The organism is Extibacter muris (genome assembly GCF_004345005.1).
In the GTDB taxonomy this organism is placed as follows: domain Bacteria; phylum Bacillota; class Clostridia; order Lachnospirales; family Lachnospiraceae; genus Extibacter; species Extibacter muris.
This window is the reverse complement of the sequence record NZ_SMMX01000010.1, coordinates 25,889-47,550: the sequence shown is the minus strand read 5'-3', so window position 1 is coordinate 47,550 and position 21,662 is coordinate 25,889. Positions and strand designations below refer to the sequence as shown.

Annotated in this window: 20 protein-coding genes, 1 other RNA gene and 1 pseudogene; 19 read left to right on the top strand and 3 right to left on the bottom strand. The window is 48.2% G+C overall.

Going from position 1 to position 21,662, the window contains the following annotated elements; genetic code table 11:
* Positions 1–208: 208 nt before the first annotated feature.
* From E1963_RS20690 to E1963_RS12635, 3 genes and pseudogenes are all read right to left on the bottom strand, one after another.
* Positions 209–527, bottom strand: a pseudogene (locus E1963_RS20690) (class I SAM-dependent methyltransferase).
* Between the two features lie 198 nt (positions 528–725).
* Positions 726–987, bottom strand: an RNA gene (gene ffs / locus E1963_RS12640) — signal recognition particle sRNA large type.
* A 254-nt stretch (positions 988–1,241) separates the two neighbouring features.
* The gene (locus E1963_RS12635) at positions 1,242–2,417 is read right to left on the bottom strand and encodes an IS110 family RNA-guided transposase (RefSeq protein WP_132278485.1); all 1,176 of its coding nucleotides are present in this window, start codon (positions 2,415–2,417) and stop codon (positions 1,242–1,244) included.
* 302 nt (positions 2,418–2,719) lie between these two features.
* On the opposite strand from E1963_RS12635, the gene E1963_RS12630 reads away from it, so the two are divergent.
* From E1963_RS12630 to E1963_RS12540, 19 genes are all read left to right on the top strand, one after another.
* Positions 2,720–3,730: an SGNH/GDSL hydrolase family protein gene (locus tag E1963_RS12630; protein WP_132278483.1), complete on the top strand. Its 1,011-nt coding sequence runs from the start codon at positions 2,720–2,722 to the stop codon at positions 3,728–3,730.
* The gene (locus E1963_RS12625; RefSeq protein ID WP_132278481.1) at positions 3,705–5,444 is read left to right on the top strand and encodes a B12-binding domain-containing radical SAM protein; all 1,740 of its coding nucleotides are present in this window, start codon (positions 3,705–3,707) and stop codon (positions 5,442–5,444) included. Before E1963_RS12630 ends, E1963_RS12625 begins: the two co-directional genes overlap by 26 nt.
* Positions 5,445–5,480: 36 nt before the next feature.
* A complete protein-coding gene (gene nth / locus E1963_RS12620; protein WP_132278479.1) occupies positions 5,481–6,107 on the top strand; it encodes an endonuclease III in 627 nt (208 codons plus the stop codon).
* 198 nt (positions 6,108–6,305) lie between these two features.
* Positions 6,306–7,796, top strand: a complete 1,491-nt coding sequence (locus E1963_RS12615; RefSeq protein WP_243117711.1) for a VanW family protein — start codon at positions 6,306–6,308, stop codon at positions 7,794–7,796.
* A 15-nt stretch (positions 7,797–7,811) separates the two neighbouring features.
* On the top strand, positions 7,812–8,726 hold the full coding sequence (locus tag E1963_RS12610) for an AIR synthase-related protein (protein ID WP_132278475.1): 915 nt from the start codon (positions 7,812–7,814) through the stop codon (positions 8,724–8,726).
* A 246-nt stretch (positions 8,727–8,972) separates the two neighbouring features.
* The gene (locus E1963_RS12605; RefSeq protein ID WP_132278473.1) at positions 8,973–9,482 is read left to right on the top strand and encodes a tRNA (cytidine(34)-2'-O)-methyltransferase; all 510 of its coding nucleotides are present in this window, start codon (positions 8,973–8,975) and stop codon (positions 9,480–9,482) included.
* A 301-nt stretch (positions 9,483–9,783) separates the two neighbouring features.
* Positions 9,784–10,092 carry a hypothetical protein gene (locus E1963_RS12600; RefSeq protein WP_132278471.1) on the top strand — a complete coding sequence of 103 codons (309 nt, stop codon included), beginning with the start codon at positions 9,784–9,786 and terminating at the stop codon, positions 10,090–10,092.
* Positions 10,093–10,130: 38 nt separating this feature from the next.
* The gene (locus E1963_RS12595) at positions 10,131–12,149 is read left to right on the top strand and encodes a V-type ATP synthase subunit I (RefSeq protein WP_132278469.1); all 2,019 of its coding nucleotides are present in this window, start codon (positions 10,131–10,133) and stop codon (positions 12,147–12,149) included.
* Positions 12,149–12,634: a V-type ATP synthase subunit K gene (locus E1963_RS12590; RefSeq protein ID WP_132278467.1), complete on the top strand. Its 486-nt coding sequence runs from the start codon at positions 12,149–12,151 to the stop codon at positions 12,632–12,634. Before E1963_RS12595 ends, E1963_RS12590 begins: the two co-directional genes overlap by 1 nt.
* 41 nt (positions 12,635–12,675) lie before the next feature.
* Positions 12,676–13,269: a V-type ATP synthase subunit E gene (locus E1963_RS12585; RefSeq protein ID WP_132278465.1), complete on the top strand. Its 594-nt coding sequence runs from the start codon at positions 12,676–12,678 to the stop codon at positions 13,267–13,269.
* Between the two features lie 33 nt (positions 13,270–13,302).
* Complete coding sequence (locus tag E1963_RS12580; RefSeq protein ID WP_132278463.1) at positions 13,303–14,271, top strand: V0D/AC39 family V-type ATPase subunit; 969 nt, start codon at positions 13,303–13,305, stop codon at positions 14,269–14,271.
* On the top strand, positions 14,264–14,584 hold the full coding sequence (locus E1963_RS12575; RefSeq protein ID WP_132278461.1) for a V-type ATP synthase subunit F: 321 nt from the start codon (positions 14,264–14,266) through the stop codon (positions 14,582–14,584). The genes E1963_RS12580 and E1963_RS12575 overlap by 8 nt, the downstream gene beginning before the upstream one ends.
* Positions 14,585–14,611: 27 nt before the next feature.
* Positions 14,612–16,378, top strand: a complete 1,767-nt coding sequence (locus E1963_RS12570; protein WP_132278459.1) for a V-type ATP synthase subunit A — start codon at positions 14,612–14,614, stop codon at positions 16,376–16,378.
* A gap of 3 nt (positions 16,379–16,381) precedes the next feature.
* Positions 16,382–17,755 carry a V-type ATP synthase subunit B gene (locus E1963_RS12565; RefSeq protein ID WP_132278457.1) on the top strand — a complete coding sequence of 458 codons (1,374 nt, stop codon included), beginning with the start codon at positions 16,382–16,384 and terminating at the stop codon, positions 17,753–17,755.
* Positions 17,756–17,758: 3 nt separating this feature from the next.
* The gene (locus tag E1963_RS12560; protein WP_132278455.1) at positions 17,759–18,085 is read left to right on the top strand and encodes a hypothetical protein; all 327 of its coding nucleotides are present in this window, start codon (positions 17,759–17,761) and stop codon (positions 18,083–18,085) included.
* 44 nt (positions 18,086–18,129) lie between these two features.
* On the top strand, positions 18,130–18,789 hold the full coding sequence (locus E1963_RS12555; protein ID WP_132278453.1) for a V-type ATP synthase subunit D: 660 nt from the start codon (positions 18,130–18,132) through the stop codon (positions 18,787–18,789).
* A gap of 405 nt (positions 18,790–19,194) precedes the next feature.
* Positions 19,195–19,551 carry a hypothetical protein gene (locus E1963_RS12550; RefSeq protein ID WP_132278452.1) on the top strand — a complete coding sequence of 119 codons (357 nt, stop codon included), beginning with the start codon at positions 19,195–19,197 and terminating at the stop codon, positions 19,549–19,551.
* 124 nt (positions 19,552–19,675) lie between these two features.
* Positions 19,676–20,176, top strand: a complete 501-nt coding sequence (locus E1963_RS12545) for a shikimate kinase (protein WP_132278450.1) — start codon at positions 19,676–19,678, stop codon at positions 20,174–20,176.
* 159 nt (positions 20,177–20,335) lie between these two features.
* On the top strand, positions 20,336–21,628 hold the full coding sequence (locus E1963_RS12540; protein ID WP_066580684.1) for a UDP-N-acetylglucosamine 1-carboxyvinyltransferase: 1,293 nt from the start codon (positions 20,336–20,338) through the stop codon (positions 21,626–21,628).
* The last annotated feature ends 34 nt before the right edge of the window (positions 21,629–21,662 follow it).

The following is a 21,662-nucleotide window of genomic DNA, read 5'->3' as shown; positions in this document are numbered from 1 at the left end:
GAAAGGTCTCGAAGCAAGTACCATCGGGCTGTTTTGTCTTACGGACCATTGCCTGTATTACATCATGCCTGAACCGGTCTTTCTTTTCAGCGGGTATGCACTGAAGAAAAGGAACGATGCAGGGCTGATCTATCCATCTGGCCAATTCATCTGTATCGGAGAAATATCTGTCGGCATTTTCGTATTCTACATATACGCTGGAAAAGCCTCAGTTCCACTGTATGATTCCACCTGGTTTTAAGGCTTTGTAGACGTTACGGACAAGCCGAACGTGGTCTTTCACCCAGTGCAGCATTAGAAAATATGACGTCAAATTCATTTGTATAATCCAAATCATTGTTGTCCATGTGTATAAAATCTAAATTGTCCTTCTTATACTGCATAGCAGTCTGAATCATACCTTCGGAAGTGTCCAGCCCGACAACGCGGCCGTCCGGAACGAGCATGGCCAGCTGCTCCGTCAGGACGCCGTCCCCGCAGCCAAAATCAAGGACCGCTTCATCACCATTAAGCTCCAGTCCTGCCATGAGCCTGCGCCCCATTCTTTTGATGCCTTGATGTCTGCCTGTACTTCTCTCCGTTGAATTCAAATGTTCCCATATAGATACCTCCTGCCGGCTTATTGCAATTAAAATACAGTATAGCATGGAAATGTGCTGATATTGTTAAAAATGCTGATTTAATGGGAAAAATGTATAAGAAGACAATACATTGAGATATTTTTTTCGTGCGTTACGCTTCGAGCGAAATCCATAAACGTTACCTTGACAGTTAACTCAGCCCAGGCACCCTTACGGCACCCGGAAGGTTCTGCTTAGTGCTGCTTCGTTCCCGACCTGACACGATTCACAGATTTCCGTCGCGTAAGACCCAAGCCTCAACGCCACTTGTCAAGGGCAGCTTTACAAATCTTTGCCCTCTGCGTAACATCACCCCTGCTATAGCGGATTGCAGGTACAAGGTACCGCTAACACCCCGGCTGCACGAGTTTATATTATACCGTGTTTTGTAGGAAATGTCAATCAGGAACGAAAGAATCTTCCCGTATATGTGAAATTATCAGTTTCCATAATGCAAATATGTTATAATTAAAGTCTAACTATTAAAAGTCAAGACCTAAAATGAAATTTTTTGAATGAATTGTAGAAATGCATTTCAGATAAATCAGTACCTTGAAAACTGCATGACAAACAGAGCATCTTTAAAGATGCTCAAAAAAAGGAGATATGGGTTAGAAAGGCTTATGTAGCTGTGATATATTCCTGCCCGGATTTTTCCAACTGATAGATAACTCGCACCAGTTTCTTTGCAGCATGCGAAATGGCGACATTGTAATGCTTTCCCTCTGCACGTTTTTTTGCAAGATAGGCTGCAAAGGTTGAATCCCAATGGCACACAAACTTTGTGGCATTGAACAAAGCATAACGGAGATAACGGGAGCCTCGCTTTTCCATGTGGGAATAACTGCTGTCAAGCTGTCCTGATTGATAAGTAGAGGGCGACATTCCTGCATAGGCAAGTATCTTGTCAGGGGAATCAAAACGGCTAAAATCACCTATTTCAGCTATTATCATAGCACCCATGCGATAGTTTATTCCGGGAATGGAAAGGATTGGAGAATTGATTTCGTCCATGATGGTTTTGATTTCATTTTCTATTTCTTCAATCTCTGCATCCAGTTCCTGAATAAGTTTGATGGTATGTTTTAATTCAAGCGATTTTGCGGGCATATTTGAACCGACAGAGGCTCTTGCAGCATTGCGAAATGTTATGGCTGTTTCCTTGCCATAGTGACCTCTGGAGGAGGTTTCTAATAGGTTCGCCAGCCTTGTGAGGTGTGCAGCGGCAATTTTAGACGCACATGGAAACTCGGAGAGCATGGCATATACAGAAGCCATGTGAATTGACGGAACCAGCTTTTCTAATTCAGGGAAGAGAATGTTGACGAGGCGAGAAACAGAAGTTTTTAATTTTGCACGTTCCTTTACCTTGTCAAAACGGTAACGGGTTAATGACTTTAGCTCTTCATTATGGTATGATGTGTCTGAGTAGGACTGTAAGTTTACTCCAGACATCAGCATAAATGCAATGGTGCGGGCATCAACCTTATCCGTTTTGGTCTGTCTAAGGCTTAGACTTTTTCTGTACAGATTGGTATGAAGCGGATTGATAACGTAGGTCGGCAAACCTTTATCAATAAGGAATCCCAGAAGATTGTAATTGTAGTGTCCGGTGGCTTCCAGTCCTACTTTTATTACAGAAAAATCTGAGGTCAGGGAAGAAATCTTTTGATACAGGTCATTATAGCCCTCCCGGCTGTTAGGAATGGTAAAGACATTAAAAAGTGCCTCTCCATCCGAATTAGTAATAAAGCAATCGTGCTTGTCTTTGGCAATATCAATACCGACGTAAATCATAAAAAATCTCCTTTGCAATAAATGAATGCTGTTTTAGAACCACAGGTGCTCTTCGCAGTTGTGAACTCGTTCTAAATAAACCGTCATGCGGTATCTAACTGATTAACAATCAAACAAAGAGACTGTGGCTGGACACTTTCTGAAACCATCAGGTGGTAGCGAGGTGACACCAGTCCACAGCATCTTATATATCATAACCGTACCTATAGAAAAGGTAAAGAATGGTTATGAAAATATAGTATCAAGACCTTGGAGAGGGTCTATAAACACTACTACTATATAATACGAGTGAGGTGAGAAGTATGTCACGGATAAAAGCTGCATTTACTAAAATTACTGCTTCTGTTATGATATCTGTATCTATAGCGGCCTGCTGTGCGGCACAGGTGCGCGCGGAGCAGCCACAGGAAATCCACTATCTGGCTGTCGGTGACAGCATCCCGAATGGATATTCATGTGACGACACAGAGATCTCTCCGTACCCCGAGCTCGTACGCCGCCAATACGCCCGGGATAAAGGAATGCCCGTAGAACTGGCCAATATTGCCCAAAATGGTATAAGCACGGTACGGTTCAACGCTTCAAAGCTTGGGGAAGAAGAGGTTCTGGAGCATATCCGTAAAGTAGATGTCATCACAGTTACGATTGGGGCGAACGACCTCATTGACGCATTCAAAATAGCATGCCAGGATGTGCTTGGAAGGGAAGAAAGGTTCTGGAATATCAGCGAAGCAATGGAAATGCTGAACGCAGAAATGAAAGCCCATCCCACTACAGTGCTGAAGGCTGTCAGGGCGATAGCGGGGTGGGATTATGATGCATTTGAAGAGAGCTATTGCACGATGATGGACGGGATTACCGGGGAGGCAAAGGAATCTGCGATGATTGTCGTCACCGATATCTATAATCCGACTACCGGCCTTGGGATGCCCGGGACACTTGGCATGGTGGTGGACAGTATTATAGGCAAGATGAACAGCATCATTGCGGCCCATGCGGATGAATATGGCTATCATACCGTGGACTTGAACGAGGCGGGAATCAGCGGCCATGTGCAGCAGGACGGACTGCACCCGACGCAGGAAGGGCAGCAGATTATCGCCGACGTCGTGCTTCAGGAGCTTACCGTCATGGAACAAGAAGAGGCGCCAGAATCAGGTACCGCGCGTGAAAGCCGGGACCAAAGCGGCCTCCTGTGGAATTTTATGGCTGTGGCCGGCATCGGCGTTACGGGAATCATCCTTATTATATTGGGCGTCTTAAGAGGAAAGAAACGGGAGAAAGAAGATGAAGATACTACTGGTTGCAATTAATGCAAAATATATACATTCCAATCTGGCTGTGCATAGCCTGGAGGCGTATGCACAGTCTTATTACATGCCGCAGGAGGGCAGCACCGTGCTTGTGACAGACATTGCGGAATATACCGTCAACCAGCAGCCGGATCAGATACTTATGGACATCTATAGAAGGAAACCGGATGTCATCTGCTTTTCCTGCTATATCTGGAATATAGCATACGTGGAGGATATGGCCAGAGAGCTGAAGAAAATATGCCCCGACACACATATATGGCTCGGGGGGCCGGAAGTGTCTTATGACGCGCCGGATGTGCTCCGACGCCTTCCGGAAGTCAGCGGGGTCATGCGGGGCGAAGGTGAAGAGACGTTCACGAAGCTGTGCAGCATTTACTGCACAAAGGGTCTTTCCGGTGCAGCAGATGAATTTGGCCCGGTAAATGGGATTACGTACAGAGGGCTTGATGGCGGTATCAGCGAAAATCCGTGTCGGGAAGTGCTGGACCTTAGCAGCGTGCCATTCGTATACCGGGACATGGAAGGCTTTCGGAATAAGATCGTATATTATGAATCCAGCAGAGGGTGTCCTTTTTCATGCAGCTACTGCCTCTCTTCTGTAGACAAGAAGCTGCGATTTCGGGATACAGCCCTAGTGAAGCAGGAGCTGCAGTTTTTAATGGATGCCGGCGTACCCCAGGTGAAATTTGTAGACAGGACGTTCAACTGCAACCACAAGCATGCGATGGATATATGGACGTATATTACGGAGCATGACAATGGAATCACGAACTTTCATTTTGAGGTGGCCGCCGACTTGCTGACAGAAGAAGAATTGAAGCTGTTTGAGAAGATGCGGCCCGGACTTATCCAGCTGGAGATAGGAATCCAGTCTACGAATCTCCGTACGATTGAGGAAATCAGGCGGACGATGGATTTTGAACGAGTAAAGCATATCGTCCGCAGAATCCAGGGTTACGGCAATATCCATCAGCATCTGGACCTGATTGCCGGACTGCCGTATGAGGATATGGACAGCTTCGTGAGGTCATTTGACGATGTATACACCCTTCATCCGGAACAGCTCCAGCTGGGGTTCCTTAAAGTTCTGAAAGGTTCCTGGATGGAACGGCAGAAGGAGGCTTACGGACTTGTGCATAAAAGTAAGCCCTGTTATGAAGTGCTGTATACGGACTGGATATCATATGATGATATCCTGCGCCTTAAGGGCATCGAAGAGATGGTAGAGGTATATTATAACAGCGGCCAGTTCACGAGGACGATTGGAAGCCTGGAAGAAGAGTTCTATTCGCCGTTCGAGATGTATGACAGGATAAGGGGATATTACGTGGAACATAACCATATGGACGTACAGCACAAGCGTAGTGCCCGCTATGGGATTTTATTAGATTTTATCATCGGATGGTGTGGAGAGAAGGCAGAATACTATCGCGACCTGCTGACCTTTGACTATTATCTGAGGGAAAATGCCAAGACGAGGCCGGAATTTGCCGGCCGCTATGTGCTTACGAAAGAACAGGCAAGGCAATTCTATGAAACAGAGGCAGAACAGAGGCATTTTCTAAAAGGATATGAGACATTTGACAGAAACCAGATGCGTAAGATGACACATCTGGAAAGATTTACATGCCTCAAAAAGACGGTATTGTTCGACTATATGCAAAGAAATCCATTGAACGGCGAGGCAAGAACATGTATGATAGACATGTAATAGAAAGACTGATGCAGAAGATACGAGGAAGGACAGATGAAGAAAAGAACAAAGGAGATATTGGAGAGACTGGATGAACAGTACGGGACAGAATTCGTATGCTATCTCAATCATGACGCTCCATGGCAGCTGCTTATCGCTACGATGCTGAGTGCGCAGTGTACGGATGCCCGCGTCAATATCGTGACAGAAGGGCTGTTCAAAAAGTATACTTCCGTCGATGCGTTTGCAGATGCGGATTTGAAAGAGCTGGAGCAGGATATAAAGCCGACAGGGTTCTACCATAACAAGGCTAAGAATATTATTGCATGTATGAAGGATATCCGGGATAAGTTCGGTGGAGAAGTGCCGCGAGATATAGAAGATCTTGTCTCTCTCGCTGGGGTTGGCAGAAAGACGGCTAATGTCATCCGGGGTAATATATACCACGAGCCGAGCGTGGTCGTGGATACGCATGTAAAACGGATATCGAACAGGCTTGGGCTGACGAAGAACAAGGATCCGGAAAAGATTGAGCAGGACCTTATGAAGGAGCTGCCTCAGAATCATTGGATACTCTACAATATTCAGATCATCACGTTCGGCAGGACGATTTGTACTGCGAGAAGCCCGAAATGCCAGGACTGTTTCTTGCAAAAATACTGTAAAGAGTATAAAATATAACAAATCAACGGAAGCAAAGAAGGTAGGAAGAAATGAATTTTAACGACAAAAGGGTAAAACGAATCATAGCCATCATGATTATGGTGATTGTCATTGCGATGATTGCAACAATGACGATTCCGTATCTGGTGGCGTAACAGGGGAAAAGTCAGGGGGAGGCTTATGGCTCAGAATCGGCGTAAAAAAATAAGCAGGAGGATGACACAGAAAAGGCGGAGAAGGATGAGGATTCTTTTTGGCCTTGCCGTCTTGTGCGCTATCGTCCTGACCGGCGCATCCTATCTGGTGCTGTACAGGTATGTTTCAAAGGTGCCGGAACATAAGATATGTGACAATATCTATATAGGTAATGTTAATGTCTCGGGTCTGACTAAAAAAGAGGCCAGAGAGCTGATGAAGGAACATCTTCAGGAAGATATGGCGTTGAAGATTACGATGAAGGTGGGCGACAGATCCGCAGAGGCGACGCTTGAGGAACTGGGGCTTTCGTATAAAGATATCGGGAAAGTTGTGGATAAGGCAGCCGGCTACGGGAAGAAGGGGCGCCTCTTCACCCGGTACCGTCAGATAAAAGGCCTGAAAAAAGAGAAGCTTGTCCTTGGTGAAGGGTTTGTCCTGGATGCAGAGAAGACAAAAGCAGTCATTGACGAGAGGGTGGAAGGCCTGGCGGACCATGCGGTAGATGCCAGCATAGCAAAGAGCGGGGATGGCTTTGAGATAATAAAAGAAAAGAAAGGCAAGACCGTAGATGAAAAAGCATCCGAAGAAATGATCGTCGACTATCTGAATGACAGATGGGATCATAAAGGATTCAAGGTCAAGATGGCCGTCAAGACAGAGGAACCGTCCATCAAGGCGAAAGACCTTGAAAGCATAAAGGATGAACTTGGATCATTTTCCACAGATGCCGGAGGCGGAGAGCGCTGGAAGAATCTGAAGACAGGTGTGGATAAAATCAATGGAACCATCCTTATGCCCGGCGATGAACTGTCCGTCCATGATACGACCGCCCCTTACGATGCCGAGCATGGGTATGTGGAGGCAGGCTCCTATGAGAACGGGCAGGTGGTGGATTCCTTTGGCGGCGGTATCTGCCAGGTGTCGACGACGCTTTATAATGCAGTGCTGTATTCGGAACTGGAGGTGCTGGAGCGTTATCCGCACTCCATGCTGGTAGCTTATGTGGATCCGTCGAGAGATGCTGCAATTGCAGGGGATTATCTCGACCTTAAGTTCAAAAACAGCTATGAGACGCCCGTCTATATCGCTGCGGAAATCGACAGTGCCAATCAGATGCGGTTTACGATCTATGGAAAGGACACCAGGGCGGAAGGAAGGACTGTGGAGTATGAAAGCGAGACGCTCACAACAGAAGATTACGGTGTCACTTACAAGGAAAACAAAGAGGCGGAACTGGGCAGTGTCCAATATTCGGGCAGCCCTCATACCGGCAAGACGGCCAGGCTCTGGAAAGTAGTGTACCAGGACGGAGCCGAGGTAAGCCGCGATATCATCAATAACAGTACATATGAAAAGTCGGACCAGATTATCGAGGTCGGAACTTTGACAGATAATGCAGAGGCGGCAGAGCTCGTCCGCAAAGCTATCAGTTCGCAGGACAAAGCGGCGATTGATGCCGCCATAGCGGAAGCAAAAGGCTTGAGCGCCGGCGAGAGCAACGGCGAATAGGGCGGGACAGTAACAGTGGAAGAGAGTGGACAGAAGACGATGAGTACAGATATACAGACGGTGCGCGCGGTCAGCGCCACATCCTGCATATGCGGATGGTCGAAAGAGACCGGGGCATATGCGCTGGCGGAAGCATTGAATGAACTGGTGGCTGAAGGGGCCGGCAGCCTTAACGCGCAGGTGCGTATCCTGATACCCGAATCCCATGGCAGCTCCCGGCTTCCTGCCGTACAAAAGCAGATTGAAAAAGCCTGCAGGGAGCAGGGCGTGCCGCTACTTTCCCTACTTCAATATAAAACGCCTGTGGCTTCGCTGCCGCTTGTGGCCGTTACATGTACCGGCATCACGGAGTGTACGGCGCAGCCGGAGGACGCCGCAGGCCAGGGAAGGGAAATCGTGCTTGCGGGATGGACCGGGCTTGCGGGCATGCTGAGGATTGCAGAAGAGCGGGAAGCTGAACTGAAGGAGAGGTTCGCCCCCGCATTCATAAAGCAGATAGAAGCCTTTAATGGCAGCATATTCGCCGGAAAAGCAATCCGGATTGCCAGAGAGGCGGACATACGCATCCTGCGACAGATTACGGAGGGCGGTATATTTGCGGCGCTGTGGCATCTAGCGAAAGAGGCAGGGACAGGCATAGATATTGACATGAAGAAGATATCAGTCCGCCAGGAGACGATAGAAGTATGTGAAAATTACCGGCTGAATCCATACCAGCTGACTTCCACCGGAAGCTTTCTCATGCTTGCCGCCGACGGCGGAAGGCTGGCCGGCGAACTCCGGCGCAATGGAATAGAAGCAGCAGTTATCGGCCGCATGACGGACAACAATGACAAAGTCATACGCAACGGAGAAGAAATCAGGTACATTGACAGGCCTGCACCAGATGAAATAAACAAAATAATAGGACATACTAAGAGCGGTTATTGAAAAATGACCCCTCTTTTTTTTCATTTGGGTACAGGTCAAAGTTTAATTTGGGACGTAACCATTTTCAATTTACCTACGTCCCTGTTCACACTGTTCACAATTTTGATATATCTAAAATGTTAAAAAATCCCAATCTTTTGGTAAAATTGTAATACAAAAGTAACAAAAGTGTATGTTGACTGGCCGGGGGTTTTTCACTAAAATAGAAGGAAGTAGTTAAAAAATGGATTACGAGGAGGAAAGGAAATGCTGAATATTGTGTTGCATGAGCCAGAGATTCCGGCCAATACGGGTAATATCGGCAGGACGTGCGTGGCTACGAACACGCGGCTTCATCTGATTGAGCCGCTTGGCTTCAGGCTGAATGAAAAGAATCTGAAGCGTGCCGGCATGGATTACTGGGACGCTCTGGACGTGACCACATATATCGACTTCGATGAATTTCTGGACAAGAATAAGGGGGCTAAGATATATATGGCGACGACGAAAGCGCCGAACGTATACACGGATGTCCATTATGAACCGGACTGTTATATTATGTTCGGAAAGGAAAGTGCAGGAATACCGGAGGAGATATTGGTAAAACATAAAGAAGACAGTATACGCATTCCTATGGTAGGCGACATCCGGTCGTTGAATCTGGGCAATTCCGTGGCAGTCATTTTATATGAAGCGCTGCGCCAAAACGGTTTTTCGGGTATGAATCTGGAAGGACGTCTCCATCGTCTTGCATGGCAGCAGGGTGGGAGCCTGTAAAACTTATGAACATTGGCGGCTTTGTATAAATTATTATGTAAACTTGTCGATATTACATAATAATACCTTTCTTTTTATACAGTGTACTGAAGCAGGGAAGGGGATATGGCACATATTTTTCAGTTTACCCCAGAGGGCATCAAGCCTATAAACGGTAGGTGAAATTGATAGAATATTTGTTGAATTGTGTAGATGAAAGACGTGGAAGAGCCTTAGAAGACAATATACTTGTGGACTTTTCTAAGGAATTATATTATAATTTTAACTACAGGGAGTTTCAACTAAGAGAGGTGGTGAACCGATGGTAGAAGAAACCATTAAGGCCATCAAGGAGACGGAGAAAGAGGCAGAAGAGATTGTTAAGAATGCTGATACAGAATGTACTTCAATCCTTGAAAGGGCCTCTGCGGATGCCGGGAGGATAATAGAAGAGGCAGAAGCAGAAGCAAGAGCAAAGGCAAAAGCGTCACTTCAGGCTGCAAAAGAAGCTGGAGAAAAAAATGTAGAGAAGGCTCTGGCAGACGTAGAGACGGAAATTGTATCCTTGAAAGAAGCTGCAAAGCAGAAGGAAGGAGATGCGATATCTGCTGTTATAGCAGAACTCGTTTAAAGCATTATGAAAATCAAGAGTAAAGGAGGGATGCGGCTATGGCAGTATTGCAGATGCAAAGGATAAGTATCTGCGCGCTTAAGAAGGACCGTAAAGCCATCCTGGAGAAGGTCCAGTCCATGGGAGTCATAGAAATCAACCATGTAGTGGAAGAGGACGAGGCTTTTGGCAGAATGGATACCATGAATGCCAGACAAAGCTTTGACAAGAAAGCCCAGCTCGCCGATCAGGCGCTCGCTGTACTCGGAACCTATGCTCCGGAAAAGAGCTCGATGCTTTCCAGCCTTGAAGGTAAGAAGCTTGTAGAACAGGAAAAGTTCAGCAAAGCAGCAGCCGACAAGGAAAAGATTATAGCGACAGCGAACAGGCTGGTAGGCTGTAATAAAGAAATTGCAGAGAGCAAGGCAAATATCCTGAAGCTGGAAAACCAGATCGAGTCTTTGACCCCATGGCTTGCGCTGGATGTACCGATGGACCATCCGGGTACGGACAACGTTGCCATGCTTGTCGGGATGATGCCGGGAGGACTCACCTTGGACGGCATATATGCAGCGATTGCAGAACAGAATCCGGAACTGGATGCTATAGATGTGCATATTATCGCCAGCGACAGAGATGCCGTCTATCTGACCGTATTCTGCCTGAAGGCAGACGAAGCCGCGGCAGAAGAAGCTCTCAGGTCGGCCGGATTTGCCAGACCGTCACAGGTGACGGACAAAGTGCCGGCACAGCTAAAAGCGGAACTTGAGGCAGAGATAGCAAAACTGAATAAAAAGATTGAGGAAAAGGAAGCAGAGATTGCAGGCTGCACGGACCGCAGGGAAGAGCTGAAGCTAATCTCGGACTACTTCCGGATCCGCTCAGAGAAGTACGAAGTGCTTGGCACGCTTCCACAGTCTCAGAGGACATTCGTCATGAGCGGTTACACGACAGCGGAAGCGGTACCGGCAGTGCTCAAAACGGTCGGCGAAAAGTATGACTGCGTGATTGACGTAGAAGATTTGAAGGAAGATGAAGAGGCTCCAACCGTTCTTAAGAACAACAGTTTTTCATCCAGCATGGAAGGAATCGTGGCATCTTACGGACTTCCCCACAAAGGTGAATTCGACCCGACCACGATCATGTCATTTTTCTATGTGTTCTTCTTCGGGCTGATGCTTTCGGACGCCGCATACGGAGCCATCATGGCGATTGTATGTTTCGTGCTGCTCAGGAAATACCCGCGTATGAGCGGGGGAATGTACAAGTCAATAAAAATGTTCATGTTCTGTGGCATATCCACGTTATTCTGGGGTGTTCTCTTCGGAGGATATTTTGGAGACGTGATACCGGTATTTTCTGAGAAGTTCTTCGGAGCAGCGGTAAATATAAAGGAACTCTGGTTTGTTCCACTGAACGACCCGATGAGGCTGCTGATTTATTCTATGCTGTTCGGCGTGATCCATCTGTTCATGGGACTTGGCATCAAAGGCTATATGTGCCTCAAAGATGGCAAAGTACTGGATTTCTTCTGCGACGTGGTACTCTGGTATGTATTTTTGATAGGGCTGATCCTGATGCTGCTTCCAAGCGAAATATTCGCGTCCATAGCACAGGCAGAAATCAATTTCCCGCCGGCCGTCAATACGCTGGCCAAAGCGCTCGCCATAATCGGCGCAGTCGGACTTCTGCTGATGTCGGGACGTTCCAGCAAGAACCCGGCACTTAGAATTGCACTGGGAGCATACGACCTGTACAATATCACAGGCTGGCTGAGCGACGTGCTGTCCTATTCTCGTCTTCTGGCCCTTGGACTTGCGACAGGAGTTATCGCTTCTGTAGTAAACCAGATGGCATCCATGATAGGGAGCGGAGTGATAGGAGCCATCGCATTTGTCATCGTATTTATTGTCGGTCACACACTTAATATGGCCATCAACCTTCTGGGTGCATATGTCCATACAAACCGTTTACAGTTTGTTGAATTTTTCAGCAAATTTTATGAGGGTGGCGGAAAGCCTTTCGAGCCATTCCATTCAGATACAAAATATGTAGATATTAAGGAGGAAACTTTATAATGAGTATTTGGAGTGATTTTGGTATTGTTTACGCGTTACTTGGTGCAGCAGTGGCTGTATTACTTGCAGGTGCAGGATCGGCAATCGGTGTCGGTATCGCCGGACAGGCAGCCTCAGGGGTTGTTACAGAGGATCCAAGCAAATTTGCAAAAGTTCTTATCATGCAGCTGCTTCCCGGCACACAGGGAATCTACGGTCTGCTCGTTGGTTTTATCACGCTGTCAAAGATTGGTCTGCTCGGCGGTGGCGCTGCAGACATATCAGTAACGACCGGTCTTCTTATTCTTGCAGCTTGTCTGCCGGTTGGCATCGTCGGTCTTGTTTCCGGCAAATACCAGGGCAAGACGTCTGCGGCCGCTATCGGCATCATCGCTAAGAAACCGGACCAGTTCGGTAAAGCTATGCTTTTCCCTGCAATGGTTGAGACATATGCAATTCTTGCACTTTTGATCTCTATCTTATCTGTTACTGCAATCAGTATATAAGTAGGCATGAAACAAAGATTAAGAAAAGGAGAGCGTGCGAGATGACTGGATTAGATAAAATGAAAAGTCAGATTCTGGATGAAGCGAAAGCAGCAGCTGACAGCAAGCTGTCCAATGCGAAGAGCCAGGCAGAAGAGATTCTGGATAAGGCAAAAGCAGAGGCGGCCAAGACAACCAGCAGCATCTCCCAAAAATCCGAGGCGGAAATTGCAAATTATAAAGAGAGAATCGTCTCTTCCATCGATTTGCAGAGAAGGACGAAAATTCTTGCTGCAAAGCAGGAGATCATTGCAGAAGTACTGGATAAGGCCTACGGAATTTTGAAGACAATGGAAAGCAGTGCGTACTTCGACATGCTGCTGAAACTGCTCGGCAGATATGCACTGCCGCAGGAGGGGGAGATATATTTTTCATCCGCAGACCTTGAACGTCTTCCTGACGGATATGAGGCGAAGATCAGCGGCATCGCCGCTGAAAAGGGAGGCAGTCTGACGTTATCAAAGACGGGCAGGAAAATCGAAAACGGATTTATTCTTGCGTATGGTGGTATCGAAGAGAACTGCACGATAAAAGCTATGTTTGACGCCAAAAGAGATGAACTGTCAGACAAGGTCCATAAGCTGTTATTTTTATAAAAAGCGTAACCATAAGCGACAAGGAGGAGTAACATGAGTGAACAATATACCTACGCGGTTGCGCGCATACGTGCTCTGGAAGTTTCTCTATTCTCCAATTCCGCTGTTGACCAGCTGATTGCCTGTGCGGATTATGGCCAGTGCATTCAGTTCCTTCAGGAGAGGGGATGGGGAGACAGCGATACCCCGGCGGATGCAGAAGCTATACTGACCCGGGAAGAGGAGAAGATATGGGAAGTGGTCAGGGAATTATCCGTGGATATGGATAAATTTGACGTGCTTTCCTATCCAAAACTTTTCCACAACCTGAAAGCTGCAATTAAAGAGGTGTGTACGGAGGAAGAGAACAGGCACATATTCTATGAGGATGTATCCATCCCAGGGAAGGTGATGCTGGAGATTGTCCGTGAAAAGGACTTTGGAAAGCTTCCGCACAACATGCAGGCAGCGGCGGAGGAGGCATATGAGACCCTTCTTCACACGAGGGATGGTCAGCTCTGTGACGTGATCATAGACAGGGCAGCACTTGAGGCAGTCTATGAGGCGGGGCAGCAGGCGGAAGACGATATTATCCGGGACTATGCCGAATCTACGGTAGGAGTTGCAGATATCAAGATTGCTGTCCGTTCACAGAAAACCGCGAAGTCTTTGGAATTTATGAAACGGGCGATGGCTGAATGTGAGAGTATCAATGTAGACCAGCTTGCAAAGGCTGCACTCAGCGGCATGGATGCTATCCGGGAATATCTGTCCGGTACCGCATATGCGGAAGGTGCAGAAGCGCTGGCGGATTCTCCGTCGGCATTTGAGCGCTGGTGTGATAACCGGATCATTCAGACGATAAGTCCGCAGAAATATAATGCATTTACAATAGGGCCTGTAATCGCCTACGTAATTGCGAGACAGAATGAAATAAAGACGGTACGAATCATTCTTTCCGGCAAACTCAATGACTTACCGGATGATTCAATCCGAGAAAGGGTAAGGGAGATGTATGTATAAGATTGCGGTATTGGGCGATTATGACAGTATCTACGGTTTCGCTACATTGGGTCTTGATACGTTTCCAGTAAGTACCCGCGAGGAAGCCGGAGAAAAGCTGCATCAGCTGACCCTTGGGGATTATGGCATCATCTATGTCACCGAGGCGATGGCGGCAGAATTAAAACATGAAATAGAGAAATATCAGGAGCAGGTCGTACCGGCCATTATCCAGATCCCCGGCATATCCGGCAATACCGGAGCAGGGGTGGAAGGCGTCAAGAAGTCTGTGGAGCAGGCGGTAGGCTCTGATATTATCTTTGGGAACGAATAAAGAAGGAAAGGTGGGTGATTCGTCCAAATGAGTACAGGTACGATTAAAAAAGTAGCAGGACCGCTGGTTATCGCAGAAGGGATGCGGGACGCTAACATGTTCGACGTTGTACGTGTTAGCAATCAGCGGCTCATTGGAGAGATTATCGAGATGCACGGGGACGAGGCATCAATTCAGGTATATGAGGAGACATCGGGCTTGGGGCCGGGGGAACCGGTAGAATCTATGGAAGTGCCTATGTCCGTTGAACTCGGACCTGGCCTTATCGCAAGCATTTACGATGGTATCCAGCGTCCGCTTGACGATATTATGAAGGTGTCTGGAAACAGCCTGCAGAGAGGTGTCGAGGTTGCTTCCCTGAAAAGAGATAAAAAATGGGAATTTGTTCCCCTTGCTAAAGCCGGGGACGAAGTGATAGCAGGTGATGTGCTCGGCACCGTGCAGGAGACTATCGTCGTACAGCAAAAGATTATGGTACCTTACGGAATCAAGGGTACGATAAAAGAGATCAAATCAGGTGAATTTACAGTGGAAGAGACCGTGGCAGTCATTTCCACGGAAGACGGCGATAAAGAGCTTACAATGCTGCAGAGATGGCCGGTACGTAAGGGCCGTCCGTATGTAAAGAAGCTTCCGCCGGAGAAGCCGCTCGTAACAGGACAGCGTGTCGTAGACACGTTCTTCCCGATTGCAAAAGGCGGTGTTGCCGCGGTTCCGGGACCTTTCGGAAGCGGCAAGACAGTTATCCAGCATCAGCTGGCGAAATGGGCGGAGGCCGACATCGTGGTATATATCGGATGCGGCGAGCGTGGAAACGAGATGACAGACGTTCTGAACGAATTTCCTGAGCTGAAAGATCCTAAGACGGGACAGTCATTGATGCAGAGGACCGTCCTCATCGCCAATACGTCAGACATGCCGGTTGCTGCCCGTGAGGCATCTATCTACACCGGTATCACGATAGCAGAATACTTCCGCGATATGGGATATTCCGTAGCGTTGATGGCAGACTCCACATCCCGCTGGGCAGAGGCCCTCCGTGAGATGTCAGGACGTCTGGAGGAGATGCCTGGCGAAGAAGGCTATCCTGCTTACCTCGGAAGCCGTCTGGCACAGTTCTATGAAAGAGCAGGACATGTAATCTCCCTTGGACAGGACGAAAGGGAAGGGGCACTCTCCGTAATCGGAGCCGTATCCCCTCCGGGCGGAGATATCTCTGAGCCGGTATCCCAGGCGACGCTGCGTATCGTCAAGGTGTTCTGGGGGCTGGATTCTGCATTGGCCTACAAGCGTCATTTCCCTGCAATCAACTGGCTGACCAGTTATTCGCTGTACGTTGACAACATGGCTGACTGGTTTAACAATGAAGTGGCATCCGACTGGATGGAAGGGCGTCAGAAGATGATGAGCCTTCTGCAGGAAGAGGCAGAACTTGATGAAATCGTAAAAATGGTAGGTATGGACGCGCTGTCACCGACGGACCGTCTCAAGATGGAGGCCGCAAGGTCTATTCGTGAGGACTTCCTGCACCAGAACTCTTTCCATGAGATTGATACGTATACATCTCTCAGAAAGCAGTACCTGATGATGAAGCTCGTTCTCGCATTCTATGAAGAAGCATCTGAGGCACTGGGCCAGGGCGCATCTATGCAGATTCTGATCAACATGGAAGTAAGAGAGAGAATCGGACGTTATAAATATACTCTGGATGCAGACATCGAGACAGAGTATGAGAAGATATTAAATGAACTGCACACCGAAATCGCAGGTGCGTTTGGGAAGGAGGACTTCTAAATTATGCCAAAAGAATACAGAACCATACAGGAAGTTGCCGGCCCTCTAATGCTGGTGCGCGGTGTCGAAAACGTAGCCTATGACGAACTGGGCGAGATTGAACTTGCAAGTGGTGAGAGACGCCGCTGCAAGGTGCTGGAAATCAACGGAAGTGATGCGCTCGTACAGCTCTTTGAGAGTGCGACAGGTATCAACTTAAGCAACAGTAAAGTACGTTTCCTCGGACGGAGCATGGAGCTTGGAGTGTCCGGGGACATGCTTGGACGTGTATTTGACGGTCTGGGACGCCCGATTGACGGCGGCCCTGAGATTCTTCCGGAAGAACGGAGGGATATTAACGGCCTGCCTATGAATCCGGCAGCCAGAAGCTACCCTGAGGAGTTCATACAGACAGGTGTTTCAGCCATAGACGGCCTGAATACGCTTGTTCGAGGACAGAAGCTGCCTATCTTCTCTGCGTCAGGTCTGCCACATGCCAATCTGGCGGCACAGATTGCGAGACAGGCGAAGGTGCGCGGTACAGATGAGAATTTCGCTGTTGTATTTGCCGCTATGGGTATAACATTCGAGGAGTCCAACTTCTTTGTTGAATCATTTAAAGAGACCGGCGCTATCGACAGGACGGTACTGTTCGTCAACCTTGCAAATGACCCGGCTATCGAGCGTATCTCCACACCTCGTATGGCGCTGACCGCAGCAGAATATCTGGCATTTGAGAAGGATATGCATGTACTTGTCATCCTGACAGACATCACAAACTATGCGGATGCGCTCCGTGAAGTATCCGCGGCCCGTAAGGAAGTGCCCGGACGCCGCGGCTACCCCGGCTACATGTATACCGACCTTGCATCCCTCTACGAGAGAGCCGGACGACAGAACGGCAAAAAGGGAAGTATAACGATGATTCCTATCCTGACGATGCCGGAAGATGATAAGACACATCCGATTCCTGACCTGACGGGATATATTACAGAAGGCCAGATTATCCTGAGCCGTGACTTATACAGAAAAGGGGTTCAGCCGCCGATCGACGTGCTGCCGTCACTGTCACGTCTGAAAGATAAAGGTATCGGTGACGGAAAGACAAGAGCCGACCATTCCAATACACTGAACCAGCTGTTTGCGGCATATGCACGTGGTAAAGACGCGAAAGAGCTCATGACGATCCTCGGAGAGGCGGCCCTCACCGAAATCGACCTCCTCTACGCTAAATTTGCCGATGCATTCGAGAAGGAATACGTATCACAGGGATACAACACAGACCGCTCCATCGAGGAGACCCTCGAAATCGGCTGGAAACTCCTGTCCATGCTGCCAAGGGCCGAACTAAAACGTATCGACGACAAATTCTTAGATTTATACTATGGAAAGCAGTAAGCCGTGCGCAGATTGAAGGATCAGCCATGCAAGCTTGCTTGCGTATGGCTGGCTCCTGCAAGCTGCATAGGGCGCCAGCCCGCAGCGAGAAGAAGCGAAGCGGAATCGAGATGGCACGGCGTAAACGAGCCAGTCGATATGGCTCCTGCAAGCTGCATAGGGCGCCAGCCCGCAGCGAGAAGAAGCGAAGCGGAATCGAGCTGGCACGGCGTGAACGAGCCAGTCGATATGGCTCCTGCAAGCTGCATAGGGCGCCAGCCCGCAGCGAGAAGAAGCGAAGCGGAATCGAGCTGGCACGGCGTAAACGAGCCAGCCGGCCGTGTAAAGTGAATCTCGCCGGCATGTATTAACAGAAAAGGGAGGTGGATGGATAGATGGCATCTACGCAGGTGACTCCTACCCGTATGGAGTTGACCAAGACAAAGAGAAAATTAGTCACAGCTGCCAAGGGGCATAAGCTCCTGAAAGACAAACGTGACGAGCTGATGCGCCAGTTCCTGGACCTTGTCCGTGAGAATATGGAACTGCGTCTGAAAGTAGAGGCCGGAATCCGCTCTGCAAATAAGAATTTTGTCATAGCCAAGGCCGGAATGGACGAAGCTACGCTGAATACAGCGCTGATGGCACCAAAGCAGGAAGTGAACCTGGAAGTTGACAAGAAGAACGTCATGAGCGTCAACATCCCGGTCTTTGAGACGAAGACCAGGACTGCGGACGCGAATGATATATATTCTTACGGCTTTGCCTTTACTTCCAGCGACCTGGACGGTGCCGTAAAATCTCTGGCAGATATCCTGCCGGATATGCTGAAACTTGCGGAGACGGAAAAAGCATGCCAGCTCATGGCGGTGGAAATCGAGAAGACGAGACGCCGCGTCAATGCGCTGGAACATGTCATAATTCCGGAAGCACAGAAAAATATCAAGTATATTACGATGAAGCTGGATGAGAACGAAAGAAGCTCCCAGATTCGTCTGATGAAAGTAAAAGATATGATGCTTGAAGAAGCGCATCATTACAGTGAAAGAGCCTGATATGGCAGTCGCAGGCAGCGTATCCCGCAAGGTATCCGCTGCCTGTTTTTTATAACATAGGAAACTTCGTTCCCTATGATATAAAAAACCTCCGGGGGATGCGCACTCGCTTTCGCGGAGGAAATCCTCCCAAAGGTCGGATGCGCTCGGCGCGGAGAGTCCGCAAGCGGACTCTTTGTTCAGGGTATAGGAAACTTTGTTCCTGTACCCTGAAATCTCTCCGGGGAATCCCGCTGCGGCGGTAAGGAATGAATCCTATACGAAGCTTTACAGTTCCGGTTATTGAAAATGCACTCCATGGCCGGCACGAGACAGGATAAGGCAAGATCCGTCTGCCGGATTGTGGAACATCGGGGAAAACGGCGCATATGATAAGATAGATACTTAGCTTAGGAGTGTGTGTACATGGACAATCGACTGCCTTACTACATGGCCTATCCGATGCCTTTACTCTATGATGACGACAAGGTTGCCAGAAGGGACCTGGATTATATGAAGAGCCTGTATCCTGCCACAGCCAAACGGCTGATTCCTTATATTGAAGATGAATGTGACAGGCTGGAATATGAAGGAAGCATGATGTATGACGAATATCCGGATCAGCTGCAGCTGCGGCTGATGTGCCGGCGGATATTCGACAGGGCCGAGGAAGATGAAGAGGATCCGGGCAGCTGGCTGAATGACTTGATTCAGGTCATGGCCTATCAGGAACTATGCCGCAGACGCAGTGAGCACAGGAACATGAGACGGAAATACTACTAATGAAAGAAAGGAGCCAGACCTTGAGAAGAAAGGCCTGACTCCTTCCTCAGTTTCGTGAGGGTGGACGGATGAGCCTGTATATGTTAAAATAATCATTAAACATATAGAGGAAGGTACGACAGACATGGAGAATATAATATTTATCGGTATGCCTGCGGTAGGAAAGAGTACGGTCGGAGTTGTCGTTGCAAAGCGGCTTGGCTATCAGTTTATGGATACGGACCTTTTGATACAGGAAGAGGAAGGGAACCTCCTCAGGGAAATTATAGAAGAAAAGGGAATTGTTGGATTTTTGGAAATAGAAGACCGTGTGAATGCGAGAGTAGAGGTGCACAATACGGTCATATCACCGGGCGGCAGCGTAGTATACTGCGAAAATGCCATGAAACATTATAAAGAAATCGGTACGGTCGTATATTTGATGGCATCTTATGAGACAATAAACAAGAGGCTGAAAAGTGCGAAAAACAGAGGCGTCGTGCTTCGGGACGGACAGACGCTCAAGGATCTGTATGATGAGAGAGTCCCCTTGTTCGAGCGTTATGCGGATCTGACCGTGTGCGAGGACGGGCTCAAGCTGGAAGACACGATAGACAAGGTGATCGAGGCGTTACAAAGTGCATAAAAAGTTACGGTTGCATTAAGAAAAATGTAATATAAGTTACATAATTGTAAAAAATATTTTACAATTTTCGATTCTATGGTATAATAGCAAAGAATGTGAATAAAGACAAATAGTTATCAAAGTTTTGAGAGTGAATATAAATTGATATTGAGGTGCAGTATGGAACAGTATATTATAAAAGGCGGCCATCCGCTTGTTGGAGAAGTAGAGATAGGCGGAGCGAAGAATGCGGCTCTGGCGATTCTCGCAGCGGCAATCATGACAGATGACACAGTTCTTATCGACAATATACCGGACGTCAATGATGTCAATGTATTATTGGATGCAATTACCGGAATCGGTGCAAAGGTGCACCGCGTAGACCGACACACGGTCAAGATCAACGGAAGCGGTATCAGGAATTTTGATGTGGAGTATGACTATATCAAGAAGATCCGCGCGTCTTACTATCTGCTCGGCGCGCTGCTTGGCAAGTACAAGAGAGCGGAAGTGGCACTTCCGGGAGGATGCAATATCGGGAGCAGGCCGATAGACCAGCACCTGAAGGGGTTCCGCGCACTCGGAGCCGACGTGGATATCGAGCACGGCAAAGTAGTTGCCGAAGCAGAGAATCTGGAAGGGCGGCATGTTTATTTCGACGTCGTGACAGTAGGGGCGACGATCAATGTAATGATGGCGGCAACGATGGCAGAAGGCATCACTATCATGGAGAACGTGGCAAAAGAACCGCACGTAGTAGACGTTGCCAATTTCCTGAACAGCATGGGAGCCAACATCAGAGGCGCGGGAACCGATGTGATTAAGATCCGTGGCGTCCACAGGCTGCACGGGACGGAATACTCTGTCATACCGGACCAGATCGAGGCGGGTACGTTTATGTTTGCCGCGGCAGCCACAAAAGGAGACGTAACGGTGCTGAATGTCATTCCGAAGCATCTGGAAGCTACGATTGCAAAGCTGACAGAGATCGGTTGTGAAGTAGAGGAATTTGACGACGCGGTGCGTGTCGTTTCCAAAGGAGACCTGACAAGCACCCACGTAAAGACGCTTCCATATCCTGGCTTTCCGACGGATATGCAGCCCCAGATAGGAGTGACGCTGGCTTTATGCAAGGGGACAAGTACCATAACAGAGAGCATATTTGAGAACAGATTCAAATATCTGGATGAACTGGCCAGAATGGGGGCCAATATAAAAGTAGAAGGCAATTCTGCTACCATCGAAGGGGTAGATAAGTTCTCCGGGGCCAGGGTGAGCGCACCGGACCTTCGTGCAGGCGCGGCGCTCTGCATCGCAGGACTTGCCACGGATGGAATAACGATTGTAGATGATATCATCTATATACTCAGGGGATACGAAAGATTTGATGAAAAGCTCCGCGGCATAGGCGCACTTATGGAACAGGTCTCTACGGAGAAGGAAATCCAGAAGTTCACGCTGAAGGTAAGCTAGAAGAAAAGATGAATCATATAAAACAGACATTTGA

Excerpts from the sequence above, each read along its gene's own strand:
- E1963_RS12635 (WP_132278485.1), bottom strand. The coding sequence starts at position 2,417 with ATGATTTACGTCGGTATTGATATTGCCAAAGACAAGCACGATTGCTTT.
- E1963_RS12630 (WP_132278483.1), top strand. The coding sequence starts at position 2,720 with ATGTCACGGATAAAAGCTGCATTTACTAAAATTACTGCTTCTGTTATG.
- E1963_RS12625 (WP_132278481.1), top strand. The coding sequence starts at position 3,705 with ATGAAGATACTACTGGTTGCAATTAATGCAAAATATATACATTCCAAT.
- nth (WP_132278479.1), top strand. The coding sequence starts at position 5,481 with ATGAAGAAAAGAACAAAGGAGATATTGGAGAGACTGGATGAACAGTAC.
- E1963_RS12615 (WP_243117711.1), top strand. The coding sequence starts at position 6,306 with ATGACACAGAAAAGGCGGAGAAGGATGAGGATTCTTTTTGGCCTTGCC.
- E1963_RS12605 (WP_132278473.1), top strand. The coding sequence starts at position 8,973 with ATGCTGAATATTGTGTTGCATGAGCCAGAGATTCCGGCCAATACGGGT.
- E1963_RS12600 (WP_132278471.1), top strand. The coding sequence starts at position 9,784 with ATGGTAGAAGAAACCATTAAGGCCATCAAGGAGACGGAGAAAGAGGCA.
- E1963_RS12595 (WP_132278469.1), top strand. The coding sequence starts at position 10,131 with ATGGCAGTATTGCAGATGCAAAGGATAAGTATCTGCGCGCTTAAGAAG.
- E1963_RS12590 (WP_132278467.1), top strand. The coding sequence starts at position 12,149 with ATGAGTATTTGGAGTGATTTTGGTATTGTTTACGCGTTACTTGGTGCA.
- E1963_RS12585 (WP_132278465.1), top strand. The coding sequence starts at position 12,676 with ATGACTGGATTAGATAAAATGAAAAGTCAGATTCTGGATGAAGCGAAA.
- E1963_RS12580 (WP_132278463.1), top strand. The coding sequence starts at position 13,303 with ATGAGTGAACAATATACCTACGCGGTTGCGCGCATACGTGCTCTGGAA.
- E1963_RS12575 (WP_132278461.1), top strand. The coding sequence starts at position 14,264 with ATGTATAAGATTGCGGTATTGGGCGATTATGACAGTATCTACGGTTTC.
- E1963_RS12570 (WP_132278459.1), top strand. The coding sequence starts at position 14,612 with ATGAGTACAGGTACGATTAAAAAAGTAGCAGGACCGCTGGTTATCGCA.
- E1963_RS12565 (WP_132278457.1), top strand. The coding sequence starts at position 16,382 with ATGCCAAAAGAATACAGAACCATACAGGAAGTTGCCGGCCCTCTAATG.
- E1963_RS12555 (WP_132278453.1), top strand. The coding sequence starts at position 18,130 with ATGGCATCTACGCAGGTGACTCCTACCCGTATGGAGTTGACCAAGACA.
- E1963_RS12550 (WP_132278452.1), top strand. The coding sequence starts at position 19,195 with ATGGACAATCGACTGCCTTACTACATGGCCTATCCGATGCCTTTACTC.
- E1963_RS12545 (WP_132278450.1), top strand. The coding sequence starts at position 19,676 with ATGGAGAATATAATATTTATCGGTATGCCTGCGGTAGGAAAGAGTACG.
- E1963_RS12540 (WP_066580684.1), top strand. The coding sequence starts at position 20,336 with ATGGAACAGTATATTATAAAAGGCGGCCATCCGCTTGTTGGAGAAGTA.